15 protein-coding genes and 1 riboswitch are annotated in these 17,594 nt (G+C 37.4%); of the genes, 5 read left to right on the top strand and 10 right to left on the bottom strand.

All coding sequences use genetic code 11. The features are described 5' to 3' along the window. Positions 1–21 precede the first annotated feature (21 nt). Positions 22–1,854: a hypothetical protein gene (locus tag H4J70_RS06995; RefSeq protein ID WP_182244642.1), complete on the bottom strand. Its 1,833-nt coding sequence runs from the start codon at positions 1,852–1,854 to the stop codon at positions 22–24. A gap of 159 nt (positions 1,855–2,013) precedes the next feature. Further along, positions 2,014–2,096, top strand: a riboswitch (cyclic di-GMP riboswitch). A gap of 230 nt (positions 2,097–2,326) precedes the next feature. Between H4J70_RS06995 and H4J70_RS06990 the strand changes: the two genes are divergently transcribed. Together H4J70_RS06990 and H4J70_RS06985 are read left to right on the top strand one after the other, a co-directional pair. Further along, positions 2,327–3,328, top strand: coding sequence for a GGDEF domain-containing protein (locus H4J70_RS06990; protein ID WP_182230318.1), 1,002 nt, complete (start codon positions 2,327–2,329; stop codon positions 3,326–3,328). 250 nt (positions 3,329–3,578) lie between these two features. Further along, positions 3,579–3,878, top strand: a complete 300-nt coding sequence (locus H4J70_RS06985) for a cytochrome c (RefSeq protein ID WP_182217124.1) — start codon at positions 3,579–3,581, stop codon at positions 3,876–3,878. 72 nt (positions 3,879–3,950) lie between these two features. Here the strand turns inward: H4J70_RS06985 and recQ are convergent, their stop codons facing one another. Further along, a complete protein-coding gene (gene recQ / locus H4J70_RS06980) occupies positions 3,951–5,762 on the bottom strand; it encodes a DNA helicase RecQ (RefSeq protein WP_182217126.1) in 1,812 nt (603 codons plus the stop codon). A 165-nt stretch (positions 5,763–5,927) separates the two neighbouring features. Between recQ and H4J70_RS06975 the strand changes: the two genes are divergently transcribed. Both H4J70_RS06975 and rarD read left to right on the top strand, forming a co-directional pair. Further along, on the top strand, positions 5,928–6,395 hold the full coding sequence (locus H4J70_RS06975) for a thioesterase family protein (RefSeq protein WP_182230316.1): 468 nt from the start codon (positions 5,928–5,930) through the stop codon (positions 6,393–6,395). A 253-nt stretch (positions 6,396–6,648) separates the two neighbouring features. Continuing rightward, a complete protein-coding gene (gene rarD / locus H4J70_RS06970; protein ID WP_182217127.1) occupies positions 6,649–7,572 on the top strand; it encodes an EamA family transporter RarD in 924 nt (307 codons plus the stop codon). Positions 7,573–7,805: 233 nt separating this feature from the next. Here the strand turns inward: rarD and H4J70_RS06965 are convergent, their stop codons facing one another. The 8 genes from H4J70_RS06965 to H4J70_RS06930 all read right to left on the bottom strand — a co-directional run bounded on the left by H4J70_RS06965 (position 7,806) and on the right by H4J70_RS06930 (position 17,188). After that, entirely contained in the window at positions 7,806–9,716 is a 1,911-nt protein-coding gene (locus H4J70_RS06965; protein WP_182250796.1) for a YfiR/HmsC family protein, read from the bottom strand. Positions 9,717–9,832: 116 nt separating this feature from the next. Beyond that, positions 9,833–11,086 (bottom strand): diguanylate cyclase, encoded by a 1,254-nt coding sequence (locus tag H4J70_RS06960; protein WP_182250795.1) that lies wholly within the window; start codon positions 11,084–11,086, stop codon positions 9,833–9,835. A 63-nt stretch (positions 11,087–11,149) separates the two neighbouring features. Beyond that, a complete protein-coding gene (gene uvrD, locus H4J70_RS06955) occupies positions 11,150–13,324 on the bottom strand; it encodes a DNA helicase II (protein ID WP_182221375.1) in 2,175 nt (724 codons plus the stop codon). Between the two features lie 46 nt (positions 13,325–13,370). Then, the gene (locus tag H4J70_RS06950; protein WP_182221376.1) at positions 13,371–14,132 is read right to left on the bottom strand and encodes an HAD-IA family hydrolase; all 762 of its coding nucleotides are present in this window, start codon (positions 14,130–14,132) and stop codon (positions 13,371–13,373) included. 8 nt (positions 14,133–14,140) lie between these two features. Continuing rightward, complete coding sequence (locus H4J70_RS06945; protein WP_259364684.1) at positions 14,141–14,824, bottom strand: DUF484 family protein; 684 nt, start codon at positions 14,822–14,824, stop codon at positions 14,141–14,143. Positions 14,825–14,872: 48 nt separating this feature from the next. After that, the gene (dapF, locus tag H4J70_RS06940; RefSeq protein ID WP_182221377.1) at positions 14,873–15,703 is read right to left on the bottom strand and encodes a diaminopimelate epimerase; all 831 of its coding nucleotides are present in this window, start codon (positions 15,701–15,703) and stop codon (positions 14,873–14,875) included. Positions 15,704–15,728: 25 nt separating this feature from the next. Then, positions 15,729–16,979 carry a diaminopimelate decarboxylase gene (lysA, locus tag H4J70_RS06935; protein WP_182221378.1) on the bottom strand — a complete coding sequence of 417 codons (1,251 nt, stop codon included), beginning with the start codon at positions 16,977–16,979 and terminating at the stop codon, positions 15,729–15,731. A 2-nt stretch (positions 16,980–16,981) separates the two neighbouring features. Beyond that, positions 16,982–17,188 (bottom strand): LPS translocon maturation chaperone LptM, encoded by a 207-nt coding sequence (locus H4J70_RS06930; protein WP_070375356.1) that lies wholly within the window; start codon positions 17,186–17,188, stop codon positions 16,982–16,984. A gap of 81 nt (positions 17,189–17,269) precedes the next feature. On the opposite strand from H4J70_RS06930, the gene cyaY reads away from it, so the two are divergent. Beyond that, on the top strand, positions 17,270–17,590 hold the full coding sequence (gene cyaY / locus H4J70_RS06925; RefSeq protein ID WP_070375355.1) for an iron donor protein CyaY: 321 nt from the start codon (positions 17,270–17,272) through the stop codon (positions 17,588–17,590). Positions 17,591–17,594: the final 4 nt, after the last annotated feature.

Genomic DNA, 17,594 nt, shown 5'->3' with positions numbered 1-17,594 from the left:
TAAAATAAAAAGTAATATTGACTACGCTTTAGTGGTTTCACTTAAACGCGATAAAAATATGTAAGGGTCAATATCTTGTGCTGTGGGTGAGCCATAGGCGTAGCCAATTTTAAGTGAATAATCACCTAAATTAGCGAAGAATCTCAGTTTAATTGCATTAGCTAAACTATTTAACTTAATCGCTATTTCAGCTTGAGTTTGGTGAGGACCTATCAGTAAATATTCACCATCGTTAATCGTACCCGCTTCATCAAATTCACCTTTTGACTCATTAAGTAAGGTCGCTAATGTTTTTGAAACTTCGAGCATAATTTTATCATTAAAGTGAAAGGTAAGCTCTTGCCAGTTAACAACTGATAAGTAGCCAATCGCTAAGGGATAGTCGTATTTCCTCGCCATTTTATAATTCAGTTGATAATTTCTTTTCGTTTGGGAGGGCGTTACCAAATAAGATAATGGCTGTTCCTCTTCATCGTATACTTGATTTAAGCGCAACGTTCTTTGTCTTAACCCAAAAAAAACCAACGTAATGACTAATAAAATAACGATCACAATCAATAAATATATAACTTCTTTTTGCGCGATAAATTTTGCACTGAATTGAGTTTGTAGCTTACTCTGTTCAGCGAGATTCAGGATTAAATTTCGACTTTTATCATTTGCACTTAACATTTGACTGGAGTCAATAATTAAAGAGGGTTCAGCCTTTTTCTGAAACTGTTGAAGTAATTCAAGATAATTTTTATGGGCCATTAACGCATTTTTATAATCACCGTTTTGCTGATACATATGACTTAATAAAAGTAATAATTTAGCCTGCTTTTTTGATAGCTTTATGTGTTTAGCAGTTAATTCAGCTAATTGAAGGTAATGTTGGTATACAGCTTTATTGTTTAATAGACTTGAGGTCTCTGCTAATAGAATTAACGAGGTTAAATAAGGCTTATTTAAGCTCTTTTCATTAAATGTAGCACTGGCTGATAATAGCCAATTATGTGAGTCACTAAATTCTCCCTGCTTTAATAACACCTCTGCCAATCCTAATTCAGCATAGGCAGCACTAATTGGAGCATTTTTATTTTTGCCGTGTTTTTGTGCTTCCCAAAAAGCATTGTAAGCATCATCAAATAAATTTAACTGAAAATAAGCACGGCCTAAGTGTAAATAAGTTTGGTCAATATTAGCCAGTTTGTCTAAATCAAATTTTAACGTTAATAGCTTATTTTGCATGGTTAGCGATGTTTGATAATCGCCTAAATAATAATATGCCGTTGCTAAAATTTCTAAAAGACAAAGGTGATCCTCATACTGAGGATTTACCGAAATCAGCACCTTAACTTGATTAAGATCATTCATCGATAAATCGTTTTTATTTTGCAACGCATAGGTAACAGCTCGATAACTCAAAGCAATTAAACGATATTTTAGCACTTGTGGAGAATCTGCCATTAAAATAACATTGGTTGCCATATTTTGAGTTTGTTCATACTTCTCTTGTAAATAATAGCCATCTGCAACTTTCAGCAATAAATTAAACTTTATGGCTGGTTCAAGTCCTTGCAGAGAAATTCCATCTTGCGCAAAATGAAATGCTTCGCTATTTTCACCCTTATTATTGGCAACATCAGCAAGAAGGATGAAGGTTTTTCCACGAATTTGGACGGTATAATTTTCTTGAGATCCCAAAATTTTTTTTGAAAGTGTAATGATCTCTTCGTAGGGAAGGTTTTCAGCGTCTTGTAAAAAATAGCGCTCAACATCTTTAATATTTTGCTCAACGTTTAAAGCATCATTGGCAAAACAAAATAAAGGAGCTATAAAAAAACAAAGGATCAACAACAGTTTACAGGGCATTATTAACTAAAATCCTTTATCTAATGATCAGTAGAGTGATCAGCCATAACCTATAAATTTATCTATTACTTATAGGTTTTCGTTACGGTTCAACAAATTATTCATAATAAAGGTTTACAAGCATAGTTCAACGCTTATAATGAATTTAGAGTTTCTAAAACTCGAAAAGGGCAAATCTAGTGAAAGCTAGAGACGCAAAGTTACCGGTCTAAGGGGAAACCTAGGATAGCGGAACTGCCAAGTATAGATATAGTGGGGGCTTGTCTTTATTTTGAACAGTTTGCTTTCGGTATACTTTGCGGTCCTTCCCTTCTTTTTAATTATTTTCTGTCATATATTACCTTCATTTAAAATACTATATAACTAAACATATGTTTTTTATAGACAAAAAATATATGTGGTACTTTACTTGTTTATACTAGAAAATGGTCTATTGATATTATTAATTGGGTGTGCAAATTGAGATGGAACAATGAAATATCATGATTCCATAAAACAAGCTGAACTAAAAATGAACATGGCCGTAAAACAATTACAGCGGTGGTTTTTACCTGTCAGCCCAATTAATTATTCGGTTAGCTACGAATATATTAATAAAAAAAACATTCTTCTTAATACTGCCATTGAAAATAAACTTGCCACGGGTAAAAAGCTTGATGATTTTTTCATTGAAGAAAACTATCGTCAATTCATTTTAGGCCAAAGTAAATTCAGAGATGAACTCATTGACGACCTAGATGACGTTGTCACCCATGTTGAAAAAAACAGCCAAAAATCATCGCAGAGTATTAATAAACTGATTACCACGCTAGACGGCAATATTTCTGATCTACAATCTGCCGATAAAGAAAAAATAGTCGTTGCGGTAAATAGCATTCGCCAGGCATCTAAAGCCTTTAAACTACACCAACAAAAATTTGCTGAACATATTTCTTTTACCCGTAAAAAGACCCAGGCGTTAAAAGTTGAATTAAAAGAAGTACGTGAAGAAATTTACATGGATCCACTTACCGGTCTTTATAATCGTAAAGCTATGTCTAAGCATTTAGATTTATGGCTAACAGAAGATCCAAGTCGGCAAGTTGCCGCAATTGTCGTCTGTGTTGATCAAATTTCAGAAGTTAATCTGCAATTCGGTCATTTAATTAGTGATGTTCTCTTATCAAAAATAGCCAGTAAAGTGAGTAGTTATGTTGATGGCAGCGGTCTACCAATACGTTCAGGTGGCGATGAATTTTTAATTCTGTTACCTGATATTGACAAAGAAAGTGCTCGAGAAATTGCCAGTAAAATAACACATGGCGTTGAAAAGCTGCGCTTTGTTAGTAGTAAGTCTGGTATTAGATTACCTCAAATGACATTGTCTACTGGTGTAGACACCTTTAATATTGCTGAAAATGCCAGCAGTATCTTAAAAAAATCACGCCTGTTACTACCCGATTTATACAAAAAAAATAATACATTAAGTTCTTAATCACTCAACAAGATACTTTTTGCTTGATGACATTTTTCTCTCGCTGATATTTTCACTTCAATAAATAATATCAGTGATAGTATGCCCAACTTTACTCAATATAATCAGTAATAATCTTAATATACTCGGTGGTAAATCAAAGAAGATTACATTGCGAGTGCTTAGCTAAAAATAGTCGACGACAGCCTCCTTGTTTTCTCATATACTGAATGCAGTGTAAAATTCCTAACGACTAAGAGAGAAATAATTTATGAAAAAAATTACTTTAGCTGTTGCTGCTACTTTAATGATGGCGTCTCCTGTTTTTGCTGGTGATGCTGCTGCTGGTAAAGCAAAAACTGGTATGTGTGCTGCTTGTCATGGTGCTGCTGGTATCTCTGCGGTACCTATGTACCCAAACCTTGCTGGTCAAAAAGAAGCTTATCTTGCTAAACAGTTGAAAGACTTTAAAGCGGGTAAACGTAAAGATCCTGTTATGGGACCTATGGCTATGGGTTTAAGTGATGAAGATATCGCAAATATTTCGGCTTATTACGCTAGTTTAAAATAAACTCAGTAGTTATTGTTGAACCTGGTTCATCAAAAATAATATTAAAAAACGCTCAATTGAGCGTTTTTTGTTTTAAGCATTATGCTGTTGAATAACTTGCAAAAAGTCATGTCCATAACGGGCAAGTTTTGTATCACCAATACCATTAATATTTAGCATTTGCTGTGATGTTTTTGGCTTTATACGCGCAAGCTCTGACAACGTTGCATCATTGAAAACAATGAATGGCGCAATATCCTCTGCATCTGCAATCGTTTTACGCAAACTTCTTAATTTAACAAATAAGACACGGTCATAACGTTTATCGGTTTTATCTTGTTGCCAATAACTCGCTTTTTGTAACCTTGGTGAAGCTAACATTAAGGGTTCATCCCCTTTCAACACCGAGCGCGATGCTTGTGTTAAAAATAACGCAGATTGTTGAGAAATATCTTGCTGTAAAAATCCCAAATGAATCAATTGTCTAATAATAGCAAACCAATATCCCGGAGTTTTACTTTTACCGATAGCGAAAGTTGACACTTTTTCATGCTGCAGTTGCCTAACTTTTTCGGTTAACTCCCCTCTGAGCACTTGCACAACATGTTCAATATCACCTTGTTGCTGGATACGAAACACACAAGATAAGACTTTTTGTGCCGCTTCAGTAGCGTCAAATTGAGTGGGTGGATCTAAACAAATATCACAGTTACCACATTTTTTAGTGGTAAATTCTGCAAAATAATTAAGTACAACTTGTCGACGGCAGGTTTGAGCTTCAATAAAGCCTTTTAACGCTTGAAAACGCTGTTGTTCAACGTTCACCCTTTCTTCATTATCACCATCAGCTATATACTTGGTAATGCGTTCTACATCTTTTTCATCATACAAAAATAACGCTTCTGCCGCTAAACCGTCTCGGCCAGCACGGCCAATCTCTTGATAATATGACTCGAGTGTTCTTGGAGGTTCAAAATGAATCACAAAGCGGATATTTGATTTATTGATGCCCAATCCAAAAGCTACGGTGGCAATAACCACTTGAATATTATCTTTGGCAAAACCATCTTGGACAATATTGCGCATCTCTGTTTCCATGCCAGCATGATAGGCAGAACAATTTATACCCGCACTTGCTAACATTTTAGATAATTTCTCAACTTGCCAGCGGCTACTACAGTAAACAATGCCGCAATCATCACCACGCTTTTTAATGTAGCGTAACACCTGGTGATCGCCCTTATATTTATCCGCTAAGGTAAAACGAATATTAGGCCGGTCAAAGCTATCAAGATGAATATAAGGATCAGTCAATGCGAGTTGAAGAAGAATATCTCTTCGGGTTGTAACATCGGCAGTTGCTGTTAACGCCATAACCGGTACCGATGGAAATCGTTGTTTAATTGTATGAAGTTGTGTGTATGCCGGCCGAAAATCATGTCCCCATTGTGAAATACAATGTGCTTCGTCAATAGCAAATAAACTTATCTGTATGCTTGCCAAGCGTTGCATAAAATAATAATTTTTTAAACGCTCTGGAGCTATGTATAACAACTTAAGCTCACTACGAGATAAGCGCTCAAAAATATCATTGATTGTTTCTTGATCTAAACTCGAATTAACAAAAGCCGCTGAAATACCTTGTCGAGTCAAACCATCAACTTGATCTTTCATTAAAGCTATTAAGGGTGAAACAACGATGGTTATTCCTGGTAATAATACGGCAGGCAGTTGATAACACATCGATTTACCACCACCCGTTGGCATAAGTACTAAACTGTCTCGACCTTGAAATAATTGCTGAATAATTTCTAATTGTCCGCTTCGAAAAGTTTGATAACCAAAATGATGCTTTAACGCATCTTCAAGCTGAGCTTGTGAGACTGTGGGGGGAGCTTTTAGCAACGGAGTAAACTTTATTAAACGACAATTATTGTTATTTTACCCCAGCCACAAAAAAAGTCGAGAGCACTATTTTAGTATTTATTGAATGCTTAGAAAGATAAGTGCTAAGCTACAATGAAGACATTAGACCAGTTAGAAGAATCTGCTGGTTAAATTGGAAGGATTATGACAAATAATTTAGATGAAAAACAAATGATTGAGCAACTTACTCATTTTTGGTCACACAGCCTTCCCTTTAATAAATTACTGGGCCTAACCGTTAGTAAATTTGATTGTAATACCTCTGAAGTACGTTTTTTATGGCAAGATAAGTTAATGGGCAACCCATTACAGAAAACGCTACATGGTGGTGTCACTGCATCAGCCCTTGATTTTGCTGGTGGTGTTGTCGTGGCAGCGAATATGATTGAACAACTTGAGCACAAAACACCAACAACAATTCAACAAAGTTTGAGCTGCCTAGGAACGATAGATCTGCGTACCGATTATTTACGACCAGGTCGTGGTGAGGAGTTTATCGCTACAGCTCATATTATTCGTAGTGGCAATAAAGTCGCGGTTGCTCGCATGGAATTACATAACGAAAAAGGTGACCACATTGCTTTTGGCACCGGTACTTATCTAGTTGGTTAATATTCACCCGTTAATTTTTAAAGTGCTGGCTTTGTGTTCATACGATAGCTAGATTCAGGTCTATTTAAAAACGTACAACAGATATTCATTGTAAATGAGTAGTTATTAGCTAATTAAAGTGAATAACGTTAGCAAAAGTATTATCAATATACAGCCGACAGTTTGCGGTTATCGAACAAGTAAAGCGCTGAAATTAAAATCATTGTGTTATAATTCGGCTCTTTATTTTTGCTGCTAAAGTTTACTGAAAATCATGACTGTAACTGATAACAAAGACCGTAATGGCGTAATTAACGCGATTAGTGCTTATCTGCTTTGGGGTTTAGCGCCCATCTATTTCAAATTAATTTCTTCTATCAGCCCTGATGAAATTATGGTTCATCGTATTATTTGGTCGAGCCTACTGTTATTTCTAATCGTTATCATCAGTAAAAGATTTCGGGTATTAATCGATACACTCAAACAACCTAGGTTATTGGCTAAACTTGCCTTATCCGCTACTTTTCTATTAGTAAATTGGTTTTTATTCATCTGGGCGATAAATAATGATCATCTACTAGACGCGAGTTTAGGTTATTTTATCAATCCTTTATTTAGTGTCGCACTCGGTGTTATTTTTTTAGGTGAGCGTTTGCGAAAAATGCAGAAGTTTGCCGTTGCGCTGGCATTATGTGGCGTGTTAATTCAACTGGTTGCATTAGGTTCATTACCGGTAATTTCATTAGCACTTGCTGGAACGTTTGGTATTTATGGCTTGTTACGTAAAAAAATGCACCTTGATTCTTTTGTTGGTTTATTAATTGAATCAAGCATGATGCTACCGCTCGCGATTGTTTATTGGTTGTTATTTGTTAATACTAATACCGCTAACATGTTTGAAAACAGCTCAAATTTAAACCTGCTATTGATCGCTGCAGGCGTAGTTACTACAGCGCCACTGTTATGTTTTACTGCTGCGGCAAAGAGATTAACATTATCAACGCTAGGTTTTTTTCAATACATTGGACCCAGTATTATGTTTTTTTTAGCAACCTTCTATTATCAAGAAACATTGCAACCTGCTAAATTAGTCACCTTTGCTGCGATTTGGTTAGCTTTAGTTATTTATAGCCTTGACTCACTAAAAGCCAGAAATGAAAAACGTAAATTAGCATTGAATGAAGGATTAAGCCGTTAATTGTATTACCGGGATTATATCTAAGGTTGGTTAAGTACTGGCCTTAAGCTTTTTTGCCAGAGTAAGCTGAACACTAGAAACTTGTGCTAGTTTACTTTCAAGCTTTATTGGCAGGGTGATCTGAAAACTAGACCCTAGTGCTAGTTTACTTTCAATCTTGATCTTATCTTGTAGTTTTTAACTGTTAGCAATGCTGTAGAGACTATTTAAAAAGACGATGTCATTTAGTTAAGTTAAGTATTGGCTTTAAGCTTTATTGGCAGGGTGATCTGCAAACTAGACCCTAGGGCTAGTTTACTTTTAATTTTGATATTGCCTTGTAGTTTTTGACATATAATATTATAAACAATATTCATTCCTAAGCCAGTACCGCCAGAATTTCTTTTGGTGGTGAAGAAAGGTTCAAAAATATTATCTAGCACATGTTGAGTCATGCCATGGCCATCATCTTTAAAGACGATAACAACATGACCATCTTGGGTTTTCGTTAAGTCGATCGCAATATTGCCTTGTGCTTTATTTTCAAAAGCGTGCTTTAACGCATTCGTGACTAAATTTGTTAGTACCTGCGCTAACGCTCCAGGAATGGTGGTTATTTTCAATTCACTTTCACCGCTATATTGATAACTCACCCTAAAGCGCTTCATTTCTGCCGATAACGTTGACATGACCTCTTCAATATAACTGACTAAATCAATTTCTCGCTCTTCACCCACCATTTGATCTGCTGCGACTTGCTTGAAGTTATTCAACAACTCAATAACACGCTCCAAAGCGTTAGTATTCAAGTTAGAAGCCTTCTCCATACCATTAAAGTAATGTTGCATTGCCGTGCGGGTTAAGTTGCCTGTTTCAAAGTTTTTACGAATCTTTAGGGTACTTTCTAACGCTGAACTTGTTGATGTTACCGCAATACCAAGTGGGGTATTAATTTCATGGGCAACTCCTGCAGTTAAGGTGCCTAACGACGCCATTTTTTCAGATTGAATTAATTGCTTTTGCATCTTTTGTAAATTTTCGAGCGTACGAGTTAATGTTCGTGTTGTCTGCCTATTTTTAACAAAAAGTACGACCACCAATCCTGAAATCACTACTAACAGGGTAAGAAAGGACGCCATTACAATCAAATAAAGTCGCTGTTTATCAATGCGTTCTTCGCGATTATCTAACTCTTGATTTTTTTTATTTAATTGCATGCCTTGAAAACTTATTTGTTGCTGTTGCCGTTGCAAAATATCTTTATTAGTCAATATTTTTTCAGCCATAGCCCTATTTTCTTGTTCTTTATTGACAACCGAGCTTTGCTGGTTCTCTAAGTTTGTTTTTGCTACTTTTAACTGGGTTGCTACTTGCTGTAATTGCAGCTCTTTGGTTTTTATCGAGCGTTGCTGTTGTTCAGTATCTATCTTTAGGATATTTAGCTCTTGCTGACGCTTACCCGCCATTTTTTCTTGCTGTGTTAAATTCTTATTTAAGGTATTAAGCTTTTCTTTTGCTGAGGATATTTGATTTTCTTGATCGGTTAACTTTTGGTTCAACCTTGCTTCACGCGCCCTAATGACTTGTAATGCCAACTCTGTTTCTCTATACAAGGTAGCCACCTGAAGTTCAGTCCCCCCTGACAATAATAATTCAGCAGACATCACCAACCCCTCAAAGACAATATTTGATTTATTCACTTCAAAATCTATCGCAGAATTTTCAGCATCGTTAACTAGGTTGATCATCACATTATGCTTATCAATACTGTTATCAGTAATTAAAAGTGTGCTGCTACTGCGGAGAATGGCAGCAATATCGGCTATTTCAGTATTGCTATTGGCCGCAGTAAAAAACAAGTCAGTTTGTTTACCCGCTTCGATATTTTTTATGACAATAACTTTGATTGGCTTGTTTCTAATGACACGCTTAGCTAAGGTGTTATTAAGCAAAGCAGCAAAAGTATCATCACCATAAACACCGATAACAAATTGCTGTTTGTTATTTTCATTTTGCCAGCTAACATGTTTAATAAAATTGTAAATATAAGCGGCTTTAACTTGCTCACTATCAATTTGCTGGGCAAAAATTGAGTTTGAGGTGCTAATAAAAAAACAAAACAACATCAGCAAATGTTTGCTCATGAGCATTATTTTTTTCTTCATTTAGTGCACCCTGTTGTTAAAATAGTTTAACCACTTTACTTTTTTTTATAAAAAAAAGCACCTTTAAGTTAATTCAAGATCGGCATTACTTTAACATCTACATTTTAACTAAAGCGTTAATCATCGACGCCAAAAAGACTCAATTGATTGCGGCCATTTTCTTTAGCATTATAAAGCGCACTTTCCGCTTGATTCAGTTGTTTAGCAAACGTCTCTTTACTATTACAAACTAAGCCTATGCTGATGTTAAAGGCAATATGGTGCTCTTCAAAAGTTAGCTGAGAAACAGAAATGTCTCGACGAAGATCGTCTAATTTAGTGTAAAGTTGATCCTCATCAGTACCGTACATTAAGACGGCAAACTCCTCACCACCTAAGCGGGCTAGCAAACCTGATCCTAGATGTTTACGCATATATAATGCCAGTACTTTTAAGACATGATCGCCAGCATCATTTCCGTAGTTATCATTGATTTTTTTGAAAAAATCAATGTCGAGCATAGCAACACAATAAGGCATGTCTCTTTTAATATATTGCGGTACCAGTTGTTCTGCTTTAGAGAAAAAAGCCCGTCTGTTAGGTAAGTCGGTTAAATAGTCTACGTTTGCTGCTTTTTGTATTTGTTCAATATTGTTTAAATTCTCAATATTTTGGGTAATTCGACAATAAAACTCTTCTGGGCAAAAAGGTTTACGTAAAAAGTCATCCGCACCATTTTTAATAAAGCGTGCCGAATGCATACCGTTGTCTGCTCCAGATATACCAATAATAGCGAGTTGATCACGACTATAAATTTTACGGATTTCATTAGTTAATTCGATACCGTCCATGATAGGCATTTCCAGATCGGTGATCACCAATTTAATGTCTTTGTGCTGCTTTAAGCGTTCTAGCGCTTGCACACCATCATTGGCTAAATAAACATTAAAGTTGCGGCGTTTTAAGAGCTGAGAAACATAATTTCGAGCCGCTAAAGAATCATCAACAACAAGAATACCTGTGCTGCTGTTGGTTATTTGCCAATGTAAAATACGTTTTAAATAAAGGAAAGCTTGGCTATTCTCTTTAGGGATATAGTCAACAACGGGCTGAGCAAGTATTTGCTGTCGAGTCGTCTCATCCATTTTACCTGTCATAACGACACTTGGAATACCATGAGAGAGCACACAAGCTATTGCTTCGCCATTGGGAGCATCTGGTAAGGCATAATCTATAGTGGCTGCAAAAAAATCATTTTTGCCCTGTAAAATTTCTTCTACTTCAGCAAGTGTGGTAGCAATAGTTACCTGATAATTTAATGCCTCGCCAATTTGCTTAATAACACGAGCAATAGGCTTACTGTCTTCTACTACGAGTAACTGCATTGACATATAATTTCATACCTTATTTTTATAATGGCATCACATGAAAGAACCAATTATTTTCATGTGATATTAAACGTTGGCTTGTAAGTTAGCATAGGCGACCACCAGCCATTTACTACCTACACCAGCAAAATTAACTTGAATACGACTTTGAGCTCCAGAACCTTCATAATTTAAGACAACGCCTTCGCCAAATTTAGCATGAACGACTGACTGTCCTAAACTAAAGCCGCTGTTCTCAAACGTTTCCAGTGTAAAAGTCGAAGAAAACTTACCTTTAGTTGATGGACGAGTCACTTGGTTTTGTAGTCTTATTTCTTCGGTACACTCAGGAGGTAATTCACGTAAAAAGCGACTGGCTTTATGGAATTTTTCTTGTCCATAAAGTCGACGGCTTTCTGCATGACACAAGTATAGCTTATTCATAGCACGTGTCATGCCGACGTAACATAAACGCCTTTCCTCTTCTAAACGTCCTATTTCTTCTACTGATTTTTGTGAGGGAAACATTCCCTCCTCTAAGCCGGCAATAAACACTAATGGAAACTCTAAACCTTTCGCAGAGTGCATAGTCATTAACTGCACAGCGGGTTCATAATCATCGGCTTGTGACTCGCCAGCCTCAAGGGCAGCATGGGTTAAAAATGAGGTGAGTTTTGTTTGTTCTTCTATTAACTCGGGGTCCGCTTCGAAGGTCTGACAAGCGGTAACAAGCTCATTTAAGTTTTCTATTCTTGCCTCGGCACGTTCACCTTTTTCAGCTTGATACATGGCTTTTAAACCACTGTGTTGAATAACATAGTTGGCCTGTTGGTCGAGGTCAAGGTGGCTAGAGTCATCTTCGAGGGTGTCGATAATATTAATAAAATTTTGAATGACTTTCGCACTTCGTCCTTTCAATTCATCATTTTTTAGCATGAATTGACACGCTTGCCATAATGTCATTTCTAAACTGCGCGCAGCGTCACGTATTAACGATAGGCTGGTATTACCAACGCCACGTGTTGGGGTATTAATAATACGTTCAAAAGCCGCATCATCATCGCGATTATTTAATAAGCGTAAGTAAGCAAGTGCATCCTTAATTTCTAAACGCTCAAAGAAGCGTTGACCACCATAAATACGATAAGGTAAGCGACTCTGCAAGAGCGCTTCTTCGAGTAAACGAGATTGCGCATTACTGCGATATAAAATAGCGACATCATCTAAGCTGCCTTCTTTACGCCAATCCGTAATTCGACCCGCAATAAAGCGAGCTTCATCTATTTCGTTGAATGCCGTATAAATAGATATTTTTTCGCCCGCTTCATCTTCGGTCCATAACTTTTTACCTAAGCGGTTATTATTATTGGCGATAAGTTTATTAGCCGCATTAAGAATATTGGCTGTGGAGCGATAATTCTGCTCTAAACGGATAGTTTTCGTGTCGTCAAATTCATTGAGAAAACGCTGAATATTTTCAATTTTTGCGCCACGCCAGCCATAAATTGATTGGTCGTCATCACCAACAATCATCACCTTACTCGATGCATTACCCAGAATATTTAACCAGGCGTATTGAATGGCATTAGTATCTTGAAATTCGTCGACTAAAATATGCTTAAAACGTTGCTGATAATGGGCAAGCAAAACGGGGTTATTCAACCAAAGTTCATGAGCACGCAATAATAACTCGGCAAAATCGACTAAACCGGCTCGGTCACAAGCTTCTTGATATCCTTGATAAACTTTAACAAATGTTTGCTCAGTGGGATCATCGTAAACCTCTATGTGCTGTGGACGAATGCCTTCATCTTTTTTTCCATTGATATACCACTGCATCTGCTTGGGTGGCCAACGTTTTTCGTCAATACCTAACGAACGTACGATGCGCTTAACTAAGCGCAGTTGATCATCTGAATCAAGTACTTGAAAATTTTGTGGTAATTTAGCTTCTTGAAAATGCATACGAAGTAAGCGATGGGCTAAACCATGGAAAGTACCGACCCACATACCATGAACGTTACCCTCAACTGTTTTTTCAACACGCACTCGCATTTCTGCTGCTGCTTTATTGGTAAAAGTAACGGCTAAGATACTATGAGAAGAGGCGTTTTCAACTTGCATTAACCAGGCAATACGTTGCACTAACACCCGAGTTTTACCACTTCCTGCGCCAGCTAATACCAACATATTTTGTAGTGGAGCGGCGACAACATCTCGTTGTTTTTCATTGAGTGACTCAAGTAGTTCAGAAACGTCCATAACGAAAAAATAACCTTAGAAAAGTAGAAAGTAAGTATAGATAAAATTATAACAAGTGACACAATTCGCTAATATCTGCTAGCTCAATATTAGGTAAAACAGTTAGTGGTTTGCCAACATCATAGCAGGAAATCCATGCGGTTTGGCAGCCAGCATCGATAGCACCTAAAATATCAGAGCGACCACAATCACCAACATGTAATAGTTGTGACGGTTTTATTATTAATTTTTCGCAAGCTTCAACAAACATATCTGCTGCGGGCTTTTGCCGTAGTCGTTGATTTTTATTTAAAGCTGTTGTTGATAAATCCCCGGCATGAAATCGATAGCTAAAGTAAGCTGAAATACCTATTTTATCAGTATCAACATTGCCGTTACTGATGGCCACCAAGGGATATTTTTTTTGTAAGCTTTGCAATAATTGATGCACAGCTTCTGGCACCACAAAATCACTGCGTTGTTGAACAAAATAATCTAACGCTTTTTGTGCTTGGTCACTCGCAATGTCATCAGCTAAACCCAATGCTTTCATGCCTAGGGTGTAAGTGGCTAAACGTATATCACCCACATGGTGTATTAATTGTGGATTCGCGGCTATGGCTTGCTCGCGAAAAGGTGACCAAAACCGGTAATCAAAAAGAGTATTTTTTGTCGCATGAGTGGCGATGATCTGTAATGAGAAAAGTGCCGAAAAATAAGCAACCATTTTGGCATCTGTTGCCATCATTACCGGATAATTACTATACAGGGTATCATCAAGGTCAAAACTAATGGCTTGAAAGGGGGCTAAGCGACGATAAAATTTCATTGTCTGTGTTATTTATACAGTTGTTGAAAAAGTAATTTTGCCACCAGCTTTCTAAATTGACTAAGCAATAAAGTATCCATGCGTGGATCAAAGTGGTCGGCGTCGGCACTGCTTATTGCCATAAAACCAATGTCATCATTAATATGATTTAGCTTAATTAAGACCACAGAGCCTTCTTGATGTTGCGAAAAAATAAGTTCTTGCTCGCTTTTTTGTAAGCGCCCAAAATAATAATCATCTTTGGATAAACGATTATTCATCACCCCTGCACAATCGTTTTTAACGATGCTAGCATGGTCAACCTCAGTATGCTCTTTTAACCAGACTTTCAAACCCGATAATGACAATAATTCTGTGGTTGCTTGATACAAACAATCAAGCAACTCAGGTGCGGAGCTGCAATCTAACAAGCGTAAATACAAGTCGCTATACAAAGCAAAAAGCTGTTCATTATGGTTAGCTATCGCCATAAGTTGAGTGATTTCTTCTTCTAGACCATGAATTTTTTGACGTTGCTGGCTTTGTTGTCTTTGCACTAACGAGACGGTGCCACGATTAACATCGGATAAACGTAGACTAGTGATCAGCTCAGGATTACGATTAAAAAATTCTGGGTTATCATGTAAGTAATCAACAATGAGATCATCCGTTAAACTTACTTCATCTAATTGCATTGGGGTTGAGTCGTTCAAATTAATTCTCTATATCTTGAATAGTTAAATAAGCTAACTTTATGCTGATTATAAATTTAATTGCCCGTCAAATACATGTACGGCTGGGCCAGTCATTTTGACTGAATTACCCGGTCCTTTCCAATAAACCTTTAAGTTACCGCCCGGTAATTCCACCGTAACATCTCGACCTAATTTATTTTGTATTTGGCCAATAACTACTGCTGCACAAGCACCACTACCACAGGCTAACGTTTCAGCTGAACCACGTTCATAAACACGAAGTTTAATATAGTCAGGGGCAACAATTTCCATAAAGCCAACATTCACTTGCTGGGGAAAGCGTTCGTGATGTGACAAGGCTTTACCTAACGTCTCAACAGGAGCCTCATCAACCGAGTCAACTGTCAGCACACAATGCGGATTACCTAAAGAAACCACGCCACACAATACGGTATCTTCATCACTGCGAAGAATGTAAGTACCTTCTACTTTTTGGGCAGTAAATGGAATCTGGCTTGGTTCAAACTTAGGTGTTGGCATATTCACTGAAACGTTACCATCGCGCTCAACAAATAAGGTCATCTTGCCTGACTGTGTCGACACCTTAATTTTATTTTTATTCGTTAAGCCTTTTAAACGCACAAATTTAGCAAAACAACGAGCACCATTGCCACACTGCCCAACTTCACTACCGTCGGCATTAAAGATGCGATAATGAAAATCTAAATCGGGATCGTACGGTGGCTCAACCACTAACACTTGATCAAAACCGACACCGAAATTACGATCGGATAACTGCTTTATTTGCTCATTAGACAAATAAACATTCTGGGTAACATTGTCTAGTACTAGGAAGTCATTACCTAAACCGTGCATTTTTGAAAAATTAACTAACATTTACTTCCCATATTCAATTTGATACTTATTTTGGTAACAAAGACTCGCCTTGCCATAATTGCTCAAGTGTTTCCCGAGCACGGATCAAATGATTTTCTTCACCATCGACCATAATTTCAGCCGCTTTTGGGCGACTATTATAATTTGAACTCATCGAAAAACCATAGGCACCCGAAGAGCGGATCGCTAAGAGATCACCGGCCACGATACTTAGTTCTCGAGCTTTACCCAGAAAATCACCCGTTTCACAAATAGGACCAACAATGTCGTAAGTTTTTTTACTGGTGAGTTCATTTTTTTCAACTTCGATAATCGCTTGCCATGCTTGATAAAGCGACGGACGAATTAAATCATTCATCGCGGCATCAACAATCGCAAAATGTCTATCTTGATTCGTTTTTAGTAATTCAACTTCGGTCACTAAAATTCCGGCATTAGCCATAATGGCACGACCGGGCTCATAAATCAGCGTAATATCACGATCAGCTAACTTATCCGCAATCGCTTTCGCGTATTCATTAGGATGAGGTGGCGTTTCGTCGTTATAACATACGCCTAAACCACCGCCAACATCGATATGCGATAAGGCAATATTGACCTCTGCGAGGCGGTCAACGAGTGCTAGTACTCGGTCAAGTGCGTCTAAAAAGGGTTGTACTTCAGTTAACTGCGAACCAATATGGCAATCAATGCCCTTTACCGCAATATTCGATAAACTATTGGCGTGTTGGTAAAGCTCAAAGGCATCATCAATGCTAATACCAAATTTATTTTCTTTTAAGCCTGTTGATATATAAGGATGCGTACCAGCATCTACATCAGGGTTTACTCTTAAAGAGACCGGTGCAGTCATTTTCATGCGCTCGGCTACCTGCTGAATACGCGTTAGCTCTGCTGCTGATTCAACATTGAAGCAGTAAATACCCTTTTCTAAGGCAAAAGCAATTTCATCTGACTTTTTGCCAACGCCCGAAAACACCACTTTGCGGGCATCACCGCCGGCTTGTAATACACGAGCAAGTTCGCCTTTTGAAACGATATCAAAACCACTACCTAAACGTGCCATCACATTGAGTACGGCAATGTTACTGTTGGCTTTCACCGCATAACACACTAAATGTGGTTTATCACCGGCCGCTTGGTCAAACGCATGCCAGTGGCGCTCAATAGTCGCTCGTGAATATATATATAACGGCGTACCATGTTGCTTAACAAGTTGAGTAACGGCACAATCTTCAGCATACAGAGAAGTGTTTTTGTAATTGAAAAAATCCACGATTAATTTTCCTGCGATTTTGGTGCTGGTGAGTTTTGTTTTGGCTGTGTATTAGCGTGTTCAGTTTGCTGCTGTACTTTTACTTGCACAGATTTTTGCGTTAGTGGACCTTTAATTCCACATCCACTTAAAAGCACTGATATAATAAAAAACGCTAAAATAATTGAATTTTGTTTACGCATACTTGATTTATTCGATTTTTTTCTCATGATAGACGTTTTATAATCTCATGACCAACAAATAGCTAGCAAAGATGAATAAATTTCATTGCGCTAGAAAAGGAAGCATTAATGAACGACAGCCAATACAATTTACTTGCCGATGAAATTATTCTTCAAATAGAAGAAGCCATTGAAGATTGTGGTACCGACATTGATTATGAGGGTGTGGGTGGCATGTTAACACTGACCTTTAAAAGTGGCAGCAAAGTCATCATTAATAAACAAGCACCCTTGCAGGAAATATGGGTAGCAACTAAATTTAATGGTCATCATTTTCAGTGTGAAGATGGCCAATGGACAGACAAACGTGGTGGTGGCGAACTTTGGCAATTCTTATCAAAAGCGATCAGTATTCAGGCCGACACCGAAATAACTATTAGCGCAGGATAATTTA

Source organism: Colwellia sp. BRX8-9, from assembly GCF_014077245.1.
Taxonomy (GTDB): domain Bacteria; phylum Pseudomonadota; class Gammaproteobacteria; order Enterobacterales; family Alteromonadaceae; genus Colwellia_A.
Note: the sequence above shows the minus strand (reverse complement) of the source record. Positions and strands in the feature narration are given on the sequence as shown.